Consider the following 20,951-nt stretch of genomic DNA (forward strand, 5'->3'; position numbering starts at 1 on the left):
GGAGAGTGATTTAAAAATCTACCGGCGCTTTAAACGTCATGCTGTTGCCAAACGCCGGATGGGTGATGGTTAGCGTCTCAGCATGCAGTTGCAAGCGCGGAGCCATTGCCAGCGCTTCTGGCGTGGCGTAAAAACGGTCACCGAGAATCGGATGGCCTAACGCTAACATATGTACACGCAGTTGATGCGAGCGCCCGGTAATCGGCTTCAGACGTACGCGAGCGGTACCATCTTCCTCAAACGCCAGCACTTCATACTCGGTTTGCGCCGCTTTGCCGGTTTCAAAACACACTTTCTGCTTTGGTCGGTTCGGCCAGTCGCAAATCAGCGGTAAATCCACCAGCCCTTCGGCTTTTTCCGGGTGACCCCAAACGCGTGCCAGATACTGCTTTTTCGGCTCACGTTCGCGGAACTGGCGTTTTAACTCACGCTCGGCATCTTTGGTAAGCGCCACCACAATCACACCGCTGGTTGCCATATCCAGGCGATGTACGGATTCCGCCTGCGGGAAATCGCGCTGAATCCGCGTCATCACGCTGTCTTTGTGCTCATCCAGACGCCCTGGCACCGACAACAAGCCGCTGGGCTTGTTGACGACCATAATGTGTTGATCCTGATAAAGAATAACCAGCCAGGGATCCTGCGGTGGATTGTAGGGTTCCATCACCATTGGGGCTCCGTTATTGGTGCGTCACAACAATCAAACGCAGCGCATCAAGCCGCCAGCTCGCCTGCGCCAGGCTTTCCAGCACTTGCTGGCGGTTACTCTCAATGGCGGTCAGTTCGTCGTCGCGGATGTTCGGGTTAACCGCTTTTAACGCTTCCAGGCGCGCCAGTTCCGCCGACAGCTTTTCATCCGCTTCGCTGCGCGCGGCGTCAATCAGCTCGCGTGCGGCGGCTTCCACCTGTGTTTCACCTTTTTGCAGAATGGCGTGAACCTCCTGCTGCACCGCGTTCACCAGCTTGCTGCCGGTATGGCGATTCACCGCGCTGAGCTGGCGGTTGAAGCTCTCGAACTCCACCTGAGCCGCGAGGTTGGTGCCGTTTTTATCCACCAGCAGGCGGATCGGCGTCGATGGCAGGAAGCGATTAAGTTGTAGCTGTTTCGGCGCCTGTGCTTCCACCACGTAGATCAGCTCCAGCAGAAGCGTACCGACCGGCAGCGCTTTGTTTTTCAGCAGCGAAATCGTACTGCTGCCGGTATCGCCAGAAAGGATCAGATCCAGACCGTTACGGATGATCGGATGTTCCCAGGTGACAAACTGCGCGTCTTCGCGCGAAAGTGCGACGTCGCGATCGAAAGTGATGGTGCAGCCATCTTCCGGCAGGCCCGGGAAGTCCGGCACCAGCATGTGATCCGATGGCGTCAGCACGATCATATTTTCACCGCGATCGTCCTGGTTAATACCAATGATATCGAACAGGTTCATGGCGAAGGCAATAAGCGCCGTGTCATCGTCCTGCTCGGCAATGCTTTCCGCCAGCGCCTGCGCCTTTTCACCACCGTTAGAGTGGATCTCCAGCAAGCGGTCGCGGCCTTGTTCCAGCTGTGCTTTCAGCGCGTCGTGCTGCTCACGGCAGGTTTTGATCAACTGATCAAAACCATCAGTATCTTCCGGTGCTGCCAGGTAGTTAATCAGCTCATTGTGAACGCTATCGTAAATAGTGCGCCCGGTCGGGCAGGTGTGCTCGAAGGCGTCCAGCCCTTCGTGATACCAGCGCACCAGCACGGACTGCGCGGTTTTCTCCAGATAAGGCACATGGATCTGAATATCGTGTGCCTGACCAATACGATCCAGACGACCGATGCGCTGCTCCAGCAGATCCGGGTTAAACGGCAGATCGAACATCACTAAATGGCTGGCGAACTGGAAGTTACGCCCTTCAGAGCCAATTTCCGAGCACAACAGAACCTGCGCGCCGCTGTCCTCTTCGCCGAACCACGCCGCTGCGCGATCGCGTTCAATGATCGACATACCTTCATGGAACACCGCCGCACGGATACCTTCGCGTTCGCGCAGTACCTGCTCCAGTTGCAGCGCGGTGGCGGCTTTGGCGCAAATCACCAGCACTTTTTGCGAACGATGGCTGGTGAGGTAGCCCATCAGCCACTCAACGCGCGGGTCGAAGTTCCACCATGTTCCGGTATCGCCTTCAAATTCTTGATAAATCTGCTCCGGGTAGAGCATATCGCGGGCACGCTCTTCCTGGCTTTTACGCGCGCCCATAATGCCGGAGACTTTAATCGCCGTCTGATACTGCGTCGGCAGCGGCAGCTTAACGGTGTGCAGCTCGCGTTTCGGGAAACCCTTTACACCGTTACGGGTGTTGCGGAACAGCACACGGCTGGTGCCGTGTCGATCCATCAGCATGGAAATCAGTTCCTGACGCGCGGCAGCCGCGCCTTCGCGATCGCTGTTGGCGGTTTGCAGCAGCGGTTCGATATCTTGCTCGCCCACCAGATCGCTCAACATATTGAGGTCATCGTTGCTGAGGCGTTCACCCGCCAGCAGCAGGGCCACGGCGTCGGCGACCGGACGGTAGTTTTGCTGCTCTTCAACGAACTGGGCGAAATCATGGAAACGGTTCGGATCCAGCAAGCGCAGGCGGGCAAAGTGGCTCTCCATCCCCAGTTGTTCCGGGGTGGCGGTCAGCAGCAGAATGCCCGGTACGCGCTCGGCCAGTTGCTCAATTGCCTGATATTCACGGCTGGCTTCGTTTTCGCTCCACACCAGGTGATGCGCTTCGTCGACCACCAGCAGATCCCATTCGGCGTCGCACAGGTGCTCCAGGCGTTGCTTGTTGCGGCGCACGAAATCGAGCGAGCAAATCACCAGTTGCTCGGTATCGAACGGGTTGTCGGCATCGTGCTGCGCTTCGGCGTAACGCTCATCGTCAAACAGGGCAAAACGCAGGTTGAAGCGGCGCAGCATTTCAACCAGCCACTGATGTTGCAGGGTTTCCGGCACCACGATCAGCACGCGTTCAGCCGCGCCAGCAAGCAGTTGTTGATGCAGGATCATCCCGGCTTCAATGGTTTTCCCAAGACCCACTTCATCTGCCAGCAACACGCGCGGCGCGTGGCGACGGCCCACATCGTGAGCGATGTGCAGCTGGTGCGGGATCAGGTTGGTGCGCTGGCCACGCAAGCCACTCCACGGCATACGGTACTGCTCACTTTGGTATTTACGTGCGCGAAAACGCAGCGCGAAGCGATCCATACGGTCGATCTGCCCGGCGAATAAGCGGTCTTGCGGTTTGCTGAACACCAGTTTGCTGTCGAGTAACACTTCGCGCAGGGTGACATTGCTTTCCTGCGTATCCAGGCGTGTGCCGGTGTAAGCGAGCAGCCCGTTTTCCTCTTTTACGTCTTCAATTGTGAGCTGCCAGCCATCATGGCTGGTCACCGTATCACCGGGGTTGAACATCACGCGGGTAACCGGAGAGTCGCTGCGAGCGTACAGACGGTTTTCACCCGTGGCCGGAAAAAGGAGGGTGACCGTGCGCGCATCCATTGCGACGACTGTGCCAAGTCCGAGTTCGCTTTCCGTGTCGCTAATCCAGCGTTGACCAAGTGTAAAGGGCATAAATGAACTCTATATCTCAAATTGCAGGCAATAGTTCGTCACCGCCTGAAGGCAGGCGGGCGTATAAAATTTGGGGCCAGAAAAAGGAAGGGCGCTATGGTAAAGGAAGCAATCCCTTTCGTCACTACCTATACCTGCCGTCTTTCGCGCCGCATGGCGGCACAAACCTGAAATAGCCAGGGTATAGCGGTAGTGTTGCAAGCCGGGAAACGCGATAAGTAAATCTCAAAAGAGTCCCAGCTGCCCTGTAAGTAGTGTAGCAAAGTCGTCGTCAATGAAAGGCAGAATTCCCTCGGCAACCGGCTGTAACTGTTTACTCAGGTAGTGATCGTAATCGAGCGGCGAGTGTTGGTAATCCACCGGCTCTGGCCCGCTGGTGGTCCAGACATACTTGATGGTGCCGCGATTCTGGTACTGCGCCGGGCGACCCCGTTTGCGGTTCTCTTCATCCGCCAGCCGTGCAGCGCGCACGTGCGGCGGCACATTACGTTCATATTCGGAAAGCGCTCTGCGCAGGCGCTTGCGATAAATAAGCTGATCGTCGAGTTCGCCCGCCATCAGGCTGGCAATGGTTTCGCGCACATAGTCCTGATAAGGCTCATTGCGAAACACGCGCAGGTAGAGCGTTTGCTGGAACTGCTGCGCCAGCGGTGTCCAGTCGGTACGCACGGTTTCCAGCCCCTTAAACACCATGCGCTGGTTCTCGCCTTCCTGAATCATTCCGGCGTAACGCTTTTTGCTGCCCTGTTCAGTGCCGCGAATGGTGGGCATCAGAAACCGGCAGAAATGGGTTTCAAACTCCAGTTCCAGCGCGCTTTCCAGTTGCTGGCTTTTAAGATGCGCCGACCACCAGCCGTTGACGTGTTCAACCAGCGCGCGGCCAATACGCGCGGCATCCTCTTCGCTGTGGGCTTTCTTTAGCCAGACGAAGGTGGAGTCCGTGTCGCCATAGATAACGTCGTAACCCTGCGCTTCAATCAGCGCTTTGGTCTGGCGCATGATCTCGTGGCCACGCATAGTGATCGACGATGCCAGCCGCGGATCGAAAAAGCGGCAGGCGCTGGTGCCGAGTACGCCGTAAAACGCATTCATAATGATCTTCAGCGCTTGCGAAAGCGGCTTGTTGCCGTGACGTTTGGCCTCATCGCGCCCGTGCCAGATCTGCCCGACAATCCCCGGCAGGCAGTGCTTTTCACGCGAAAACCATGCGCCAAGAAACCCCTCGGTACTGTGCGCGTTATCCGGCTGCGCCATGCCTTCAACCAGGCCGACGGGATCGATCAGGAAAGTGCGGATAATAGAGGGGTAGAGGCTTTTGTAATCCAGTACCAGCACCGAGTCATACAGGCCGGGGCGCGAATCCATTACATAACCGCCAGGGCTGGCCTGCGGCGGCACGCCACCGAGATTTGGCGCGACATAGCCTGCGCGGTGCATACGTGGAAAATAGAGGTGGCTGAAGGCCGCCACCGAGCCGCCGTGGCGATCAACGGGCAAACCGTTTACCGTAGCGCGCTCCAGCAAAAACGGCATGATCTCCGTCTTGTGAAAGATACGCGTCACCAGTTCGCAATCTTTCAGGTTATAGGTGGCGAGCGCGGGTTTATCTTCGGCGAAGCGCCGGTCGATCTCATCCATGCGATCCCACGGGTTATCAATCGCTTTGCCTTCGCCAAGCAGCTCTCTGGAGACGGCTTCCAGCGAGAACGAGGAGAAGTTCCAGAACGCCGATTTCAGCGCTTCAATCCCGTCAATAATCAGCCTGCCGGTGGCCTGTGCGAAGAAGACGCCATTCTTAAAACCGTGTTCGCGCCACTCCAGCTCGCCGCCGTTACGCCCGAGCGTCAGCGGTACGCGGTAGCGCTCGGCGCTTTTTTGCAGCACGCGCAAATCGAATTGCACGACGTTCCAGCCAATGATCACATCCGGATCGTGCGCGGCAAACCAGGCGTTGAGTTTTTCCAGCAGTTGTGGGCGGCTGGCAACATACTCCAGCTCAAAATCCAGCCCCTGCGCGCTGCCGTTTTCCGGGCCGAGCATATAGACCGTGCGCTGCCCGCAGCCCTCAAGGCCGATACAGTAAAGCTCGCCATGGCGGCTGGTTTCGATATCCAGCGACACCCATTTCAGCGGCGGGCGATAGTGCGGGCTGGGTTTTAGCCGCGCGTCAACCAGCGCGGCACCTTGTGGCGTGCCGTCAACCCACACCGGCGCGGTAATAAAGCGCTCCATCAGAAAGCGTTCCGGCGGGCGGATATCGGCTTCGTAAACGGTGATACCGTCATCGCGCAGCATTTTTTCAATGCGCATCAGTTGGCGATGTGCGCGGCAATAAAGGCCATATACCGGCTGGCGGTGAAAGTCGCTCAGGTTCAGCGGCGTTAAGCGCCACTGCTTTTCGGTTCGCAGCAGCAACTTAACCTTTTCCACCTGCGCGGCGGGAATAAAGGCGACCGATTCTTGCGGTGGCAGCACGACGCGCAGCGGGCCATTATCCGTCGCCAGCCAGAACTCGACCTCGGTTCCGCCGGGGGTATCCCGCCAGTGTCGGGTTAAAATAAAACCTTCTTGCGCCTGCGCCACAGCCGTCTCTCATAAAACAAAACCAGGCGAGATTATAGCCTGGTTTGTTGTTGGGTGCTGTGGTTTTATACAGTCATTGGCCGTAGTAAGCCTTCGCGCCGTGCTTACGTAAATAGTGTTTATCCAGCAGCGTTTGTTGCATGGCGGGTAACTCAGGCGCGAGCTGACGGCAGAAAATACCCATATAGGCCACTTCTTCGAGCACGATGGCGTTATGTACCGCGTCATCTGCGCTTTTGCCCCACGCGAACGGGCCATGAGAATGCACCAGCACGCCGGGCATTTGCGCCGGATCGATGCCTTTTTTCTCAAAAGTCTCGACGATCACATTGCCGGTTTCCCACTCGTATTCGCCGTTGATCTCCTCGTCGGTCATCTTACGGGTACAGGGGATCTCGCCATAAAAATAGTCGGCATGGGTAGTGCCCGTTGCCGGGATCGGCTGACCAGCCTGCGACCAGATGGTGGCATGGCGAGAGTGGGTATGCACAATGCCGCCGATGGTCGGAAACGCCTGGTACAGCAGTCGGTGAGTCGGCGTATCGGAAGAGGGTTTTTTCGTGCCTTCAACTACTTCGCCGGTGGTGATGTTGACGACCACCATATCGTTAGCGGTCATGACGCTGTAATCGACGCCAGAAGGTTTAATCACCATCAGGCCGCTTGTACGATCAACGGCACTGACGTTGCCCCATGTCAGCGTGACCAGGTGATGTTTCGGCAGCGCCAGGTTGGCTTCCAGCACCTGCTGTTTCAATGCTTCTAACATGCGTTCCTCCAGGAAAGATGGCCTGCCGCAGCAGGCCGGGTGTTCCCTGTTAACGTTTTGAACCGTAATACACTTCGTTCCAGCGCAGCGCGTCTTTAAACGCAGGCAGGCGGGTGTCGTTGTCGATAACCGTCAGCTCAAGATCGTGCAGCTCGCTGAACTGGCGCATATCGTCGAGCGTCAGCGCCTGGCTGAAGACGGTGTGGTGCGCGCCACCGGCGAGGATCCACGCTTCAGAGGCGGTTGGCAGATCCGGCTGCGCTTTCCACAGGGCGTTGGCGACCGGCAGTTTCGGCAGATCGTGCGGGGTTTTCACCGCCTCAACGCAGTTCACCAACAGACGGAAACGATCGCCTAAGTCGATCAGGCTGGCGTTAATCGCCGGGCCGGTTTTGGTGGAGAAAATCAGACGTGCCGGATCGGCTTTGCCGCCAATACCGAGGTACTGCACATCCAGCGTCGGTTTTTCGTCGATGGCGATAGAAGGACAGACTTCCAGCATGTGCGAGCCGAGCACCAGATCGTTGCCGTGCTCAAAGTGATAGGTGTAATCCTCCATAAAGGAGGTGCCGCCGTTCAGCCCGCCGGACATCACTTTCATGATGCGCAGCAGCGCGGCGGTCTTCCAGTCGCCTTCGCCGGCGAAGCCGTAGCCTTGCTGCATCAAACGCTGTACTGCCAGGCCCGGTAACTGTTTCAGGCCGTGCAGATCTTCAAAGGTGGTGGTGAAGGCATGGAAACCGCCCTCTTCGAGGAAGCGTTTCAGGCCCAGTTCGATGCGCGCGGCGTCAAGCACGTTCTGGCGTTTATCGCCATGAACCTGCGCGGCAGCCGTCAGGCGATAGCTGCTTTCATACTCATCCACCAGCGCGTTGACATCGCCATCGCTCACGGCGTTCACTACTTGCACCAGATCGCCCACGCCCCAGGTATTGACCGAGAAACCGAACTTGATTTGTGCTGCGACTTTATCGCCGTCCGTCACCGCCACTTCGCGCATGTTGTCGCCGAAACGTACCACTTTCAGCTGGCGGGTATCCTGTTTAGACACTGCCTGGCGCATCCACGCGCCGATGCGTTGATGGGCGTGTTGATCCTGCCAGTGGCCTGTCACCACGCTATGTTGCTGGCGCATACGCGCGCCAATAAAGCCGAACTCGCGGCCGCCGTGCGCGGTCTGGTTGAGGTTCATAAAGTCCATATCAATGCTGTCCCACGGCAGGGACGCATTGAACTGGGTGTGGAACTGCAGCAGCGGCTTATTGAGGATAGCGAGGCCGTTAATCCACATTTTCGCCGGTGAGAAGGTGTGCAGCCACACCACCATCCCGGCGCATTTGTCATCGTAGTTGGCATCGCGGCAGATGTGGGTAATCTCATCCGGCGTGGTGCCCAGTGGTTTCAGCACCAGTTTGCAAGGCAGTTTCGCTTCCGCATTGAGGGCGTTGACCACCTGCTCGGCGTGCTTCGTCACTTGTTTCAGGGCTTCCGGCCCGTACAGGTGCTGGCTGCCAATGACGAACCACACTTCATAATTGTCGAAAATAGTCATGATCTTGTCCTTAATGAGTTAACGCGGCCTGCGAGACTGTCGCGGCTGAAGGGAGATAGTGTTGCTCGGCGCTCTTCGCCCACTGCTGATAGCGGCGATAGAGGCGTTCAAACTGTTGCGCCTGCGCGGTCGGTTGCAGGGTTTTTTCGATGGCGCTGGCCATTTTCAGCTGCGCCGCCGGGATATCGGCATGCACTTGCGCGGCGACGGCGGCGAAAATCGCCGCACCCAGTGCACAGCACTGTTCAGATTCGACCACCTGTAATGGGCGGTTCAGCACATCGCAGCAGGCCTGCATCACGCCGAGGTTTTTACGTGCGATACCGCCGAGCGCCATTACGTTGTCGACGGCAATACCCTGTTCGGTGAAGCACTCCATAATGGCGCGCGCGCCGAACGCGGTTGCGGCAATCAACCCGCCAAACAGCGCCGGGGCGTCGGTGCCGAGATTCAAATCGGTGATCACCCCTTTCAGACGCTGGTTGGCATTTGGCGTACGGCGACCGTTAAACCAGTCCAGCACCACCGGCAGGTGATCGAGCGATGGATTTTTTACCCACGCATCGGTCAGCGCAGGTAAGAGTTGTTTCTGGCTGGCTTTGATCTGCGCTTTCAGCTCTGGATGTTGCTGCGCGAGCTGTTCCAGCGGCCAGCCAAGCACGCGGCCAAACCAGGCATAGATATCGCCAAAGGCGGACTGCCCGGCTTCGAGGCCGATAAAGTCCGGCACTACGCTGCCATCAACCTGGCCACAAATGCCTTTTACCGCCCGGTCGCCAACGCTCTGTTTGTCGGCAATCAGAATGTCGCAGGTAGATGTACCGATGACTTTCACCAGCGTATTCGGTTGTGCGCCTGCGCCAACTGCGCCCATATGGCAGTCGAAGGCACCGCCGGAAATCACTACGGATTCAGGCAAACCAAGGCGCTGCGCCCACTCGGACGTCAACGTGCCGACGGGAATATCGGCGGTATACGTGTCGGTAAACAGCGGCCAGTTCAGGTGTTTATTAATGATGGGATCGAGTTCATCAAAGAACGCGGCAGGCGGCAGGCCACCCCAGCTTTCATGCCACAGGGATTTATGCCCGGCGCTGCAACGCCCGCGACGAATCGCTTCCGGACGCGTGGTGCCGGAGAGCAGGGCGGGGATCCAGTCACACAGTTCGATCCAGGAGGCGGCAGCCTGCGCGACGGCGCTATCCGCGCGGGTAACGTGCAGGATTTTTGCCCAGAACCATTCGCTGGAGTAAATGCCGCCGATGTAGCGCGAGTAGTCAGTTTTGCCGGGGGTGTGGCACAAGCGGGTAATGGCTTCCGCCTCTTCGACGGCGGTGTGATCTTTCCACAACACAAACATCGCGTTCGGGTTGTCGGCAAACTCCGGGCGCAGCGCCAGCACGCGGCCTTCGGCATCAATCGGCGCCGGTGTTGAACCGGTGCTGTCGACGCCAATGCCTTTGATCCCGGCGCGTTGCTCGTCGGTCAGCTCCGCCAGCACACTTTTCAGTGCCGCTTCCATCGACTCGATGTAATCGCGCGGGTGGTGGCGAAATTGGTTATGCGGCGCATCGCAATAACGCCCCTCCTGCCAGCGTGGATACCACTCGACACTGGTGGCGATCTCCGCCCCGGATGTGCAGTCTACCGCCAGCGCACGTACTGAATCGCTGCCGAAATCGAGGCCAATTGTGATTGCCATGTATCTTGCTCCATGAAGAATAACCGTTAGAAAAACGATAGTGAGCGGCGGCAAAAACCGTCAGGCAGGATCCGCTAATCTTATGGATTAAAATGCTATGGGATCGCAAAGTGTGACGCCGTGCAAAAATTCGATGTGGACATTTCTGCCGCCTTTATAGACACTTCCGTTATCCCTTTTTGCCCTGTTCAGCGGCGTTAAAAAGGCGTAATCGCTTTTGTCTGGCGGGATTAGACAATTGGCGTGTTTACGCCCTTTGCCTGCGGGCGGCTGAGGAATGACGGGATTCTCAATATGGACAATTGGTTTCTTTACCAGGCACGGGAGTATTGCGTTTATGGCTGAATCACAGAACGATCCACTGCTGCCAGGGTACTCGTTTAATGCGCATCTGGTGGCGGGGCTGACCCCCATTGAAGCCGACGGTTATCTCGATTTTTTTATCGACAGACCGCTGGGCATGAAGGGCTATATCCTGAATCTCACCGTGCGCGGCGAGGGTGTGGTGATGAACCACGGCAAGCAGTTTGTTTGCCGCCCTGGCGATATCCTGCTTTTCCCGCCGGGAGAAATTCACCACTATGGCCGCCACCCCGACGCCAGCGAGTGGTATCACCAGTGGGTTTACTTCCGTCCACGCGCCTACTGGCACGAGTGGCTGAACTGGCCGACACTGTTCGCGCAAACCGGTTTTTACCGTCCTGATGATGCGCATATGGCGCGTTTTCGTGAACTTTTCGCGCAAATTATCGACGCCGGGCAAAGTGTCGGGCGCTATGCGGAACATCTGGCGATAAATCTGCTGGAGCAACTGCTACTGCGGCGTATGGAAGCGATTAACGAATCGCTGCACCCGCCGCTGGATAACCGCGTGCGCGACGCCTGCCAGTACATTAGCGATCACCTGGCGGATAACCATTTTGATATCGCAAGCGTTGCTCAGCATGTTTGCTTGTCGCCTTCACGCCTGTCACACCTTTTTCGTCAGCAACTGGGCGTGAGTGTGCTGAGCTGGCGCGAGGATCAGCGTATCAGCCAGGCAAAATTACTGCTTAGCACCACGCGAATGCCGATTGCCAGCGTCGGGCGCAATGTTGGCTTTGACGATCAGCTCTATTTCTCGCGGGTTTTTAAAAAATGCACCGGTGCCAGCCCCAGTGAATTCCGCGCGGGATGTGAATAAAAAGTAAAGAATGGCAATGAAAGGTTCTGCAATGTGACATAACCGGTAAAATTTTCAGATAATTGAAAGCTTGACGCTCGCGGATGACCTCCGGAGAATCCAGCGTTCATTCTGAACAGGACACCTTATGGAAGCGCTGCTGGAACACTTTGTTACCCAATCCGCCATGTATTCGCTGGCGGCGATTATGCTGGTGGCGTTTTTTGAGTCGCTGGCGTTAGTCGGGCTGATTTTACCCGGCACGGTAATGATGGCGGCGCTCGGCGCGCTGATCGGCAGCGGCGAAGTGAACTTCTGGCATGCGTGGCTGGCGGGGATTGTTGGCTGCCTGCTCGGCGACTGGATCTCCTTTTGGTTGGGCTGGCGTTTTAAGGGGCCGCTGCACCGCTGGTCGTTTATGAAAAAGAACAAAGCGCTGCTCGATAAAACCGAACACGCGCTGCATCAGCACAGCGTATTTACCATTCTGGTTGGCCGTTTTGTCGGGCCGACGCGCCCGCTGATCCCGATGGTTGCCGGCATGCTGGATCTGCCCATCCGCAAGTTTTTGCCGCCGAATATTGTTGGCTGCCTGCTATGGCCGCCGTTCTACTTCCTGCCCGGTATTCTGGCCGGTGCGGCAATTGATATTCCCGCCGATATGCAAAGCGGCAACTTCAAATGGCTGTTGTTGCTGACCGCGCTGCTGCTGTGGCTGGCCTGCTGGTTGTGCTGGCGGTTATGGCGCGCGGGGAAATCCGGTGTTGACCGTTTGACAAACTACCTGCCACGTCGCCGCCTGTTATGGCTGGCGCCGGGCACGCTGGTGGTTGCTGTCGCTGCGGCGATCGCGCTGGCGCAGCACCCGCTGATGCCGATTTACCTCAACATTTTAGGCAACGTTGTTCGCGGTCACTGACCGCGAATTCCCAGCAAACCAGACGCGGATGATTTGCCGCTGAGCAACTCGTCCGTGTTGCCATCCCACGCAATGCGCCCGTCAGCAATCACCAGCGAACGTTCGGCAATCCGCGCTGCATCCTCCACACTGTGCGACACCATCAGCAGCGTTAACCGCTGTCGCTGACATACTGACTGTACCAGCGCGAGCATCTCCTGGCGCAGCGCCGGGTCGAGTGCGGAAAAGGGTTCATCAAGCAATAACACCGGCTGCTCACGCACCAGGCAGCGCGCCAGCGCCACGCGCTGACGCTGACCACCGGAAAGCTGCTCCGGCAGGCGTGCCAGCAGTGATTCCAGCCCCATGGTTTCGGCGATCTGCTCAAGTTTATGCTGCTGGTCGCTATTTAGCTTCAGACCTGGGTTTAACCCCAGTCCGATGTTTTGCCGCACAGTAAGATGAGTAAAGAGGTTATTTTCCTGAAACAGCATCGATACCGGGCGCTGCGAGGGCGTGGTATGCGTATGATCTTCGCCTGCGATGGTTATCGTGCCGCTGGCGGGAGTAAGAAACCCGGCTACCAGGTTCAGCAGCGTGCTTTTTCCCGCGCCGCTTGGGCCGAGAACGGCAATCTGCTCGCCCCGGGTAACAGAGAGGGAAAAGCGCATTGGCAGATGGTGATAAAGCCAGGTGACATCAGTCAGTCTTAACATGGCGGCCCGGAAGTTTTTCAATCACGGTGAATAAGAAAAAGCACAGCAGCAACAGGATGAGTGCGGTCACTGCGCCGTCCTGGCTACGGTACGATCCAATCTGCTGATAGAGATAAAACGGCAGCGTGCGAAAGTCGTCATTACCAAATAACGCCACCACGCCGAAATCGCCAATCGACAGCACGCAGGCAAATGCCAGCGCCTGGGCCAGCGGGCGTTTCAGCGCGCGTAATTCGACCACGCGCAGACGCTGAAAACCCTGCATTCCCAGCGACTGGCACAACATGCTGTAGCGGGAAGTCACATCGCGCATCGGGTTTTCCAGCACTTTCAGCGCATAAGGAATGGCCATCAGCGCATTGGTAAAAATGACGATGCCGTCGGCGGAAGCGGGCAGGCCAACGCTGTTATTGAGCAGCAGAAAGAAGCCCGTCGCCAGCACGATCCCAGGCATCGCGAGGATCAACATACCGCTGATTTCCAGCGCTTGGCCGGCCATAATTTGCTGGCGCGCGCGTAACTCCCGGCTGCTCCACAACAACATCATGGTCAACACGACGCACAACAGCCCCGCGCCCAGCGCGATGCGCAGCGACGTCCACACCGCTTGCCACAGGACTGGCTCCGCCAGTACTTTCATCAGGCTCAGATTGAGGCCATCGACAATCACTGCCAGCAGCGGCGGCAGCAGTAATAACAGAGCCAGCACAATCAATGTGATATCCGCGACCTTGCTGAACAGCCGATCCTCCGGGTTGCGCCAGCCAGTAATCTGGTGGCTGCCCACGGCGATCGCTTTGCTCATCCGCTGGCTGAGCAGCACCAGCCCGAGGCAGCAGATCATCTGGATCAGCGCCAGCATGGCTGCGCGGGCGGGATCAAAATCGAAGCTGAGCGCCTGGTAGATGGCCAGTTCAATGGTGGTGGCCTGCGGCCCGCCGCCCAGCGACAGCACGGTGGCGAAACTGGCGAAGCAGAGCATAAAAATCAGCGCGGCGACCGGCGGGATCTGGCGGCGTAACCACGGCCACTCGACAAAACGGAAGAATGCCCAGCCGCGCATACCCAGTTGTGCGGCAAGCTGGCGCTGCTCGCCGGGGATCTGCTCCAGCGTTTGCAGCAGCAGGCGCGAGGCCATCGGCAAATTAAAAAAGACGTGTGCCAGCAAAATGCCCTGTAAGCCATATGGCGAGAATGTCCACTCCAGACCAAGCGCGTGCCAGAGCGTTGCCAGCCAGCCCTGGCGGCCATACACACTGAGAATGCCGAACACGGCGACCAGCACCGGCAGGATCAGCGTCATGGCGCACAGGCGCAGTAAGGCGAGACGGCCAGGAAAACGCCGCCGGTAGAGCGCGCGGGCAAGAAATATCGCCGGTATGACCGAGAGCAGCGCGGAGAGAAACGCTTGCCAGAAGGAGAAGCGCACCACATGCCACAGGTAGCTGTCATGGAAAAAATCAGCCAGCCCGCTGGACGGGGCGTTTTGCCACAGGGCAAGAAAGGCTGCCAGCGCCACCGCCACCATCAATGTGGCGGCGGTGAGGCCGGGCAGCAGCCAGCCAGCAATCAGCGGCTGACGGCGCGTTGCCATGCATTAATCCAGGTTGCACGCTGGGACGCGACCTCCTGCAAAGAGTATTCCAGCGAGATTTGCGGTTTCACCAGTTGGTCGAAGCCCGCAGGCAGCGTCACATTGGTGACCGGGTACATCCAGTTACCGCCCGGGATAGTGTTCTGGAACGCGGGCGAAACCATAAACTTGAGGAATTTTTCCGCCAGTTCCGGCTGTTTACTGGCAGCGGTGCGGGCGGCAACTTCTACCTGCAAATAGTGGCCTTCGCTGAAATTCGCCGCCGCGTAGTTATCTTTCTTCTCGGCAATAATGTGGTAAGCCGGAGAAGTGGTATAGCTCAGCACCAGGTCGCTTTCCCCTTTCAGGAACAGGCCGTAGGCTTCGCTCCAGCCTTTGGTGACGGTGACCGTTTTGGCCGCCAGTTTCTGCCACGCTTGCGGGGCGTTGTCGCCATAGACTTTCTGCATCCACAGTAGCAGGCCGAGGCCTGGCGTGCTGGTGCGCGGATCTTCGTAGATAACGCGCCATTTCTGATCGCTTTCGACCAGCTCTTTCAGGCTTTTGGGCGGGTTTTTGAGTTTGTTTTTATCGTAGACAAACGCGAACCAGCCGTAGTCGAACGGTACAAACGTGTCGTTCTTCCAGCCGCCAGGCACGTTAACCGCATCGGTGGCGACGCCGCTTTTGGCGAACAGTTTGGTTTGTGTCGCGGCTTCCAGCAGGTTGTTATCCAGCCCCAGCACCACGTCGGCTTTGCTGTTTTTGCCTTCCATGCGCAGGCGGTTAAGCAGCGAAACGCCATCTTCGAGTGCCACGAATTTCAGCTCGCAGTTGCAGTCGCTTTCAAAGGCTTTTTTTACCGCAGGCCCTGGCCCCCAGTCGGCAGAAAAGGAGTCGTAGGTGTAAACGGTCAGAACAGGTTTTGCAAAAGCAGGCGCTGCAATCAGCAGCAGGAACGGCAGTGATTTTTTTAACACTTTGCACCTCAAAATGGGTGGCAAAGGATTTTGAGAGGCAGCCTCAAATCCCTTCGCCGGCGTTATCCGGATCAGGTTCGACGGGTATTTTCTCAGCACACGCGCATGGCGTAGCACCCCGTTGAGAACGCCGCTATTGTAATGATTTGGTAAAAAATGCGAAAGCCTTATGGATCCGGTGGCGCAAACCAGGCGGATTTAAAGTCGAACCAGCCCAGCGTGTTCATGCGCAGCCCGCGCATGGTGCGCTGTCCCTGAATCCTCAGCCAGTGGTGGATTAGCGGTACGATGGCTTTACTGGCGAGCAACTGTTGCGACCAGACGGCAAGATTCATCTCCCCGTTGCGCCATTTTGCCGCATCTGCCTGCCAGTCGAGCGGAATACAGTGCTGTAGCAGCGGTACTTCGTAGAGGTTGGCGAACACCGAGAAATCCAGCGGCAGCGTGAAATTGGCGCTGTTAAGCCAGATATCGCTCCCGGCTTCGCCCCGGTACCACTCCTCGTAATCCACTTCCTGCACAATCAGCTTCACGCCGTGTTCGGCCAGCAGCGTGCTCATGGTACGTGACAGCGCTTCGTGCTCGTTATGTTCGCGATAGAACGTGAGCGTCAGGGTTTCCAGACCCGCTGGTTTTTCACCACTACCGGGGCGGGCATGGTGCCAGCGCGGCAGCAGACCGTAAGCCGGGAACCAGTAGCGTTGGTACTGCTCATTGGCGTGCCACAGCAGATTAGTGGGGGAGAGCACATGGCTGACCCACTCCCTGACCGCCGGGTTCGCGCCACGACTGGATCGCGCATCAAACAACAGGTAATAACAGCCCTCTTCGAGGCGGCTTTCCACCGCTTTTTCGCCGTCGGTTGGCCCCTCAAGCGTCAGGCCGCTGGTCGGCTCATCGCTCAGATCCGGCAACACCCAGACGTTGACTTCATCGATCAGGGCGCGAAAGCCGAAGTAGTCATCAAAGGCGTGGATTTTTAACTGATTAGTGGTATTGCGCGTCACGGCGTAAGGGCCAGTACCAATCGGCTGGCTGGCGAAGTTGCTTATCGTGTTCCATTCACGCGGCAAAATCATTGCCGGCACATGCCCCATCAACCACGGCAGCCAGTTATCCGGCTGGCTGAGATGGATATCCAGTGTCCAGGGCGTCGGCGAGATCACTTCGCGGATATGTGAGTAGAGCGGCAGAGCCGTGGCGCGCTCCAGCGATGCAATCACATCACTCATTTCCAGTTCGCGGCCGTGATGAAAATGAATGCCTGGGCGTAAATAAAATCGCCAGTGCAACGGGGAAATCAGCTTCCAGTGGTGGGCGATATCCGCTTCCAGTTCCCCGTTTTCCTCATTTATGCGCGTCAGCGTACTGAAGATTTGCCGTGCTATATGGGTTTCGGAACGACGTAATGCACTACCTGGCAGCAGGTTACGCAGTGGCCGGTAGTAAAGGACCCGCAGGATATGTCGCCCCTGGCGAAAGCTCCGGCCGAGATGCGAAACCAGCATCTGGCGCACGGCCTTTTTATCGCCGACCAGTTGCACCAGTTGATCGATGCGATCCTGCTCCAGCAGGTCTTCGGCGCGCTGTTGCTGGAGCGCAAGGCCGGTATATAGAAAGGTGAGCCGCGAACGTTTGCCACGGCCGGCTTCAGCATCCCAGGTCAGCCAGCCGCGCTCCTGCATGGTATTGAGCAGGGTGCGCATATGGCGGCGCGAACAGCTAAGCAGCTCCGCCAGCTCGTTAAGCGTCGTTTCTTGTGACTTCCCATCGCAGCATTGCCACAGACGGATAAACTGTTGTTGCAGGCGGCCGGACGACATAAAAGGGGAACTCCTGATAAAAACTCAGCAATTTATTAATCCCTATATTAAGCCAATACTTCTCTGCGATGAAAGCGAGGAGGTCATATGCTGAGATCATCCATACGACGGTTTTATCTGGACTATTTTCACGCCACGCAGGATGCGGGCTGGCTCGCCCGCCTGAGCGCACGGCAGCGCCTGAAAATGCTGGAAGAGCTGATGCAGTGGGAAGTGACAACGCCGGTCTCGAAAGACTGAATCGCTGAAATCATGTGTGACTGAGTATTAAGTGCGAATGCACCCGCCAGCAAAATGTTTTTTGCTGGCTTTTTTCGTTTATGCTGACAGCCGCTTTTTACACTTTCACTTTTTCCCGTTTTAACAAGGAAATATTCATGCTCTGGTTAATGACGATGGGACGCCGCCTTAATGGCGTTTACGTCGCTTTTATGATCGTCGCCTTTATGATGGGAGTTGCCGGAGCGCTACAGGCACCGACGCTCAGCTTGTTTCTGAGCCGGGAAGTGGGCGCTGAACCGTTCTGGGTTGGACTGTTTTATACCGTCAACGCCATTGCCGGGATTGTGGTCAGCCTTGGGCTGGCAAAACGATCCGACAACCAGGGCGACAGGCGCAAACTGATCCTCTTTTGTTGCCTGATGGCGGTGGGCAATGCGCTGTTATTCGCCTTTAACCGCCACTATCTGACGCTTATCACCTGCGGTGTGCTGCTGGCCTCGCTGGCAAATACCGCCATGCCGCAGCTCTTCGCGCTGGCGCGCGAGTATGCGGACAGTTCTGCACGTGAAGTGGTGATGTTCAGTTCTGTCATGCGCGCACAACTCTCGCTGGCGTGGGTGATTGGCCCGCCGCTGGCGTTTATGCTGGCGCTTAATTACGGCTTTACCGCCATGTTTTCCATCGCCGCCGGGATTTTCGTTATCAGCCTGGTGCTGGTGGCGTTCTGGCTGCCTTCGGTGGCGCGTGTTGAACAGCCCGCCGACGTGGCGGTGACGCAGGTCAGCGGCTGGAGCGATAAAAATGTACGCATGCTGTTTATTGCCTCCACGCTGATGTGGACCTGCAACACCATGTACATCATTGATATGCCGCTGTGGATTAGCCTGGAATTAGGGCTACCCGACAAACTGGCCGGGATTTTAATGGGCGCGGCGGCAGGGCTGGAGATCCCGGCGATGATCCTGGCGGGCTTTTTTGTCAAACGCATCGGTAAACGGCGCATGATGCTCACCGCGGTTGCGGCGGGTGTGCTGTTCTACATTGGCCTGATTTTTTTCCACAGCCAGACGGCGCTACTTTCCCTGCAACTGTTTAATGCGGTGTTTATCGGGATTATCGCCGGGATTGGCATGTTGTGGTTTCAGGATCTGATGCCTGGGCGGGCAGGTTCGGCGACCACGCTGTTTACCAACAGTATTTCGACCGGCGTGATCCTGGCCGGTGTGATCCAGGGCGCGCTGGCGCAAAGCTTTGGCCACGGCGCGGTTTATATCGGCATTGCGGTGATTTCAGTGCTGACGCTGTGGCTGACCAGCCGCGTTAAAGACGTATAAACGAAAAAAGGCCCGGAAACCGGGCCTGTTGTTGGTTAGCGCATAAAAGCGGGCTGTTTGTTTTCGTAAGCGGCGATGGCATCGTCGTGCTGTAACGTCAGACCGATGCTGTCCAGACCGTTCAGCATGCAGTGGCGGCGGAAGGCGTCAATCGAGAAGCTGTACGACTTCCCGCCCGCATTCACCACTTGCGCTTGCAGATCCACCTCAAAGCTAATGCCCGGGTTGTTCTGCACCAGCGTAAAGAGCTCATCCACTTCTTGATCGCTCAACGTTACCGGCAGCAGCTGGTTGTTAAAGCTGTTGCCGTAAAAGATGTCGGCGAAACTTGGCGCAATCACCACTTTGAAACCGTAATCGGTCAACGCCCACGGCGCGTGTTCACGTGACGAACCGCAGCCAAAGTTTTCACGCGCCAGCAAAATCGATGCGCCTTTGTATTGCGGGAAATTCAGCACGAACTCCGGGTTCGGTTGTTGGCCTTTGTCATCCAGAAAACGCCAGTCGTTAAACAGATGGGCACCAAAACCGGTGCGCGTAACCTTCTGCAAAAACTGCTTTGGGATAATGGCGTCGGTATCCACATTCGCGGCATCCAGCGGAACGACCAGGCCGGTATGTTGGGTAAATTTCTCTGCCATGGTTGTTCTCCTTACAAGCTGCGAATATCAGCGAAATGGCCGGTCACGGCGGCGGCGGCGGCCATCGCCGGGCTAACCAGATGCGTGCGCCCGCCGCGGCCCTGGCGGCCTTCAAAGTTACGGTTACTGGTCGATGCGCAACGTTCACCCGGATTCAGGCGATCGTTATTCATGGCCAGGCACATGGAGCAGCCCGGCAAGCGCCATTCAAAACCGGCTTCAATAAAGATTTTGTCCAGACCTTCGGCTTCCGCCTGTGCTTTCACCGGACCGGAGCCAGGCACAACCAGCGCCTGTACGCCCGGCGCGACTTTGCGCCCTTTGGCGATTTCCGCCGCTGCGCGCAGATCTTCAATGCGTGAGTTGGTGCAGGAGCCGATAAAGACTTTATCGATAGCCACTTCCGTTAACGGTACACCAGGTTTCAGCCCCATGTAGGCCAGCGCTTTTTCTGCGGAAGCGCGCTCAACCGGATCGGCGAACGAGGCCGGATCGGGAATGATATCGGTCACTGAAATAACCTGACCCGGGTTGGTGCCCCAGGTTACCTGCGGGGCGATCTCTTCGGCCTGAAACGTAACTACGGTGTCGAAAACCGCACCTTCGTCGGTATGCAGGGTTTTCCAGTAGGCCACCGCATCATCGAAGTCTTTGCCCTTCGGCGCATGCAAACGACCTTTCACGTAGTTAAAGGTGGTTTCATCCGGGGCGACCAGGCCGGCTTTTGCGCCCATCTCAATCGCCATATTGCACAGCGTCATACGGCCTTCCATGCTCAGCGCACGGATAGCGTCACCGCAGAACTCAACCACGTGCCCGGTGCCGCCGGCGCTGCCGGTTTTACCAATGATCGCCAGCACGATATCTTTCGCGGTGATCCCCGGTGCGGCCGTGCCTTTGACTTCAATTTTCATGGTTTTGGCGCGACCCTGTTTCAGGGTTTGCGTCGCCAGAACGTGTTCCACTTCCGATGTACCGATACCGAAAGCCAGCGCGCCAAATGCGCCGTGGGTGGCGGTGTGGGAATCGCCACAAACGATGGTCATGCCCGGCAGGGTGATGCCCTGTTCCGGCCCCATTACGTGGACGATGCCCTGATACGGGTGGTTCAGGTCATACAGTTCAACGCCGAATTCGTTGCAGTTTTTGATCAACTCCTGCATCTGAATGCGCGCCATCTCGCCGGAAGCGTTGATGTCTTTAGTTTGTGTCGAGACGTTGTGATCCATCGTCGCGAAGGTTTTACCCGGCTGGCGCACCGGACGGTGGTGCGCGCGCAGCCCATCGAACGCCTGCGGTGATGTCACTTCATGCACCAGATGGCGGTCGATATACAACAGTGGGGTTTCGTTTGGCGCTTCATAGACCACATGGGCGTCAAATAACTTTTCGTACAAACTTTTAGCCAT

The 20,951-nt window shown here is 57.3% G+C and carries 16 protein-coding genes and 1 riboswitch; of the genes, 4 read left to right on the plus strand and 12 right to left on the minus strand.

Annotated features, from left to right (window positions below; genetic code table 11):
- Window positions 1–10 precede the first annotated feature (10 nt).
- The 6 genes from rluA to araB all read right to left on the minus strand — a co-directional run bounded on the left by rluA (window position 11) and on the right by araB (window position 10,193).
- Window positions 11–670: a bifunctional tRNA pseudouridine(32) synthase/23S rRNA pseudouridine(746) synthase RluA gene (gene rluA / locus DFO56_RS09540; RefSeq protein WP_020456518.1), complete on the minus strand. Its 660-nt coding sequence runs from the start codon at window positions 668–670 to the stop codon at window positions 11–13.
- Window positions 671–680: 10 nt separating this feature from the next.
- Window positions 681–3,587 (minus strand): RNA polymerase-associated protein RapA, encoded by a 2,907-nt coding sequence (rapA, locus tag DFO56_RS09545; protein WP_045509968.1) that lies wholly within the window; start codon window positions 3,585–3,587, stop codon window positions 681–683.
- A 225-nt stretch (window positions 3,588–3,812) separates the two neighbouring features.
- Entirely contained in the window at window positions 3,813–6,170 is a 2,358-nt protein-coding gene (gene polB / locus DFO56_RS09550) for a DNA polymerase II (protein WP_045509965.1), read from the minus strand.
- Between the two features lie 73 nt (window positions 6,171–6,243).
- Entirely contained in the window at window positions 6,244–6,939 is a 696-nt protein-coding gene (araD, locus tag DFO56_RS09555; protein ID WP_020456521.1) for an L-ribulose-5-phosphate 4-epimerase, read from the minus strand.
- 49 nt (window positions 6,940–6,988) lie between these two features.
- Window positions 6,989–8,491, minus strand: coding sequence for an L-arabinose isomerase (gene araA / locus DFO56_RS09560; RefSeq protein WP_045509960.1), 1,503 nt, complete (start codon window positions 8,489–8,491; stop codon window positions 6,989–6,991).
- Between the two features lie 10 nt (window positions 8,492–8,501).
- Window positions 8,502–10,193: a ribulokinase gene (araB, locus tag DFO56_RS09565; RefSeq protein WP_045509957.1), complete on the minus strand. Its 1,692-nt coding sequence runs from the start codon at window positions 10,191–10,193 to the stop codon at window positions 8,502–8,504.
- Window positions 10,194–10,530: 337 nt separating this feature from the next.
- Between araB and araC the strand changes: the two genes are divergently transcribed.
- Both araC and DFO56_RS09575 read left to right on the plus strand, forming a co-directional pair.
- The gene (gene araC, locus DFO56_RS09570) at window positions 10,531–11,376 is read left to right on the plus strand and encodes an arabinose operon transcriptional regulator AraC (protein ID WP_045509955.1); all 846 of its coding nucleotides are present in this window, start codon (window positions 10,531–10,533) and stop codon (window positions 11,374–11,376) included.
- 127 nt (window positions 11,377–11,503) lie between these two features.
- The gene (locus DFO56_RS09575; protein ID WP_045509952.1) at window positions 11,504–12,274 is read left to right on the plus strand and encodes a DedA family protein; all 771 of its coding nucleotides are present in this window, start codon (window positions 11,504–11,506) and stop codon (window positions 12,272–12,274) included.
- Here the strand turns inward: DFO56_RS09575 and thiQ are convergent.
- The 4 genes from thiQ to sgrR form a co-directional block, all read right to left on the minus strand.
- The gene (gene thiQ, locus DFO56_RS09580; RefSeq protein WP_045509951.1) at window positions 12,268–12,969 is read right to left on the minus strand and encodes a thiamine ABC transporter ATP-binding protein ThiQ; all 702 of its coding nucleotides are present in this window, start codon (window positions 12,967–12,969) and stop codon (window positions 12,268–12,270) included. The genes DFO56_RS09575 and thiQ overlap by 7 nt on opposite strands.
- The gene (thiP, locus tag DFO56_RS09585) at window positions 12,953–14,563 is read right to left on the minus strand and encodes a thiamine/thiamine pyrophosphate ABC transporter permease ThiP (protein ID WP_045509949.1); all 1,611 of its coding nucleotides are present in this window, start codon (window positions 14,561–14,563) and stop codon (window positions 12,953–12,955) included. The genes thiQ and thiP overlap by 17 nt, the downstream gene beginning before the upstream one ends.
- A complete protein-coding gene (thiB, locus tag DFO56_RS09590; RefSeq protein WP_045509947.1) occupies window positions 14,539–15,522 on the minus strand; it encodes a thiamine ABC transporter substrate binding subunit in 984 nt (327 codons plus the stop codon). The genes thiP and thiB overlap by 25 nt, the downstream gene beginning before the upstream one ends.
- Before the next feature lie 30 nt (window positions 15,523–15,552).
- Window positions 15,553–15,653: riboswitch (TPP riboswitch) on the minus strand.
- A gap of 36 nt (window positions 15,654–15,689) precedes the next feature.
- Window positions 15,690–17,345, minus strand: a complete 1,656-nt coding sequence (gene sgrR / locus DFO56_RS09595; protein WP_045509944.1) for an HTH-type transcriptional regulator SgrR — start codon at window positions 17,343–17,345, stop codon at window positions 15,690–15,692.
- Between the two features lie 87 nt (window positions 17,346–17,432).
- On the opposite strand from sgrR, the gene sgrT reads away from it, so the two are divergent.
- Both sgrT and DFO56_RS09605 read left to right on the plus strand, forming a co-directional pair.
- Complete coding sequence (sgrT, locus tag DFO56_RS09600) at window positions 17,433–17,585, plus strand: glucose uptake inhibitor SgrT (RefSeq protein WP_020456530.1); 153 nt, start codon at window positions 17,433–17,435, stop codon at window positions 17,583–17,585.
- Window positions 17,586–17,722: 137 nt separating this feature from the next.
- Window positions 17,723–18,901, plus strand: coding sequence for a sugar efflux transporter (locus DFO56_RS09605; protein WP_045509941.1), 1,179 nt, complete (start codon window positions 17,723–17,725; stop codon window positions 18,899–18,901).
- Between the two features lie 35 nt (window positions 18,902–18,936).
- Here DFO56_RS09605 and leuD read toward each other — a convergent pair whose 3' ends face one another.
- Window positions 18,937–19,542: a 3-isopropylmalate dehydratase small subunit gene (gene leuD / locus DFO56_RS09610; protein WP_020456532.1), complete on the minus strand. Its 606-nt coding sequence runs from the start codon at window positions 19,540–19,542 to the stop codon at window positions 18,937–18,939.
- A gap of 11 nt (window positions 19,543–19,553) precedes the next feature.
- Window positions 19,554–20,951, minus strand: coding sequence for a 3-isopropylmalate dehydratase large subunit (gene leuC / locus DFO56_RS09615; protein WP_114413860.1), 1,398 nt, complete (start codon window positions 20,949–20,951; stop codon window positions 19,554–19,556).

The sequence above is a fragment of the Kosakonia sp. AG348 genome, from assembly GCF_003337365.1.
Taxonomy (GTDB): Bacteria; Pseudomonadota; Gammaproteobacteria; order Enterobacterales; family Enterobacteriaceae; genus Kosakonia.

What these genes read in the sequence shown, in the direction of transcription:
- rluA (WP_020456518.1), bottom strand. Translation starts at nt 670, where the DNA reads ATGGTGATGGAACCCTACAATCCACCGCAGGATCCCTGGCTGGTTATT.
- rapA (WP_045509968.1), bottom strand. Translation starts at nt 3,587, where the DNA reads ATGCCCTTTACACTTGGTCAACGCTGGATTAGCGACACGGAAAGCGAA.
- araD (WP_020456521.1), bottom strand. Translation starts at nt 6,939, where the DNA reads ATGTTAGAAGCATTGAAACAGCAGGTGCTGGAAGCCAACCTGGCGCTG.
- araA (WP_045509960.1), bottom strand. Translation starts at nt 8,491, where the DNA reads ATGACTATTTTCGACAATTATGAAGTGTGGTTCGTCATTGGCAGCCAG.
- araB (WP_045509957.1), bottom strand. Translation starts at nt 10,193, where the DNA reads ATGGCAATCACAATTGGCCTCGATTTCGGCAGCGATTCAGTACGTGCG.
- araC (WP_045509955.1), top strand. Translation starts at nt 10,531, where the DNA reads ATGGCTGAATCACAGAACGATCCACTGCTGCCAGGGTACTCGTTTAAT.
- DFO56_RS09575 (WP_045509952.1), top strand. Translation starts at nt 11,504, where the DNA reads ATGGAAGCGCTGCTGGAACACTTTGTTACCCAATCCGCCATGTATTCG.
- thiQ (WP_045509951.1), bottom strand. Translation starts at nt 12,969, where the DNA reads ATGTTAAGACTGACTGATGTCACCTGGCTTTATCACCATCTGCCAATG.
- thiP (WP_045509949.1), bottom strand. Translation starts at nt 14,563, where the DNA reads ATGGCAACGCGCCGTCAGCCGCTGATTGCTGGCTGGCTGCTGCCCGGC.
- sgrR (WP_045509944.1), bottom strand. Translation starts at nt 17,345, where the DNA reads ATGTCGTCCGGCCGCCTGCAACAACAGTTTATCCGTCTGTGGCAATGC.
- sgrT (WP_020456530.1), top strand. Translation starts at nt 17,433, where the DNA reads ATGCTGAGATCATCCATACGACGGTTTTATCTGGACTATTTTCACGCC.
- DFO56_RS09605 (WP_045509941.1), top strand. Translation starts at nt 17,723, where the DNA reads ATGCTCTGGTTAATGACGATGGGACGCCGCCTTAATGGCGTTTACGTC.
- leuD (WP_020456532.1), bottom strand. Translation starts at nt 19,542, where the DNA reads ATGGCAGAGAAATTTACCCAACATACCGGCCTGGTCGTTCCGCTGGAT.
- leuC (WP_114413860.1), bottom strand. Translation starts at nt 20,951, where the DNA reads ATGGCTAAAAGTTTGTACGAAAAGTTATTTGACGCCCATGTGGTCTAT.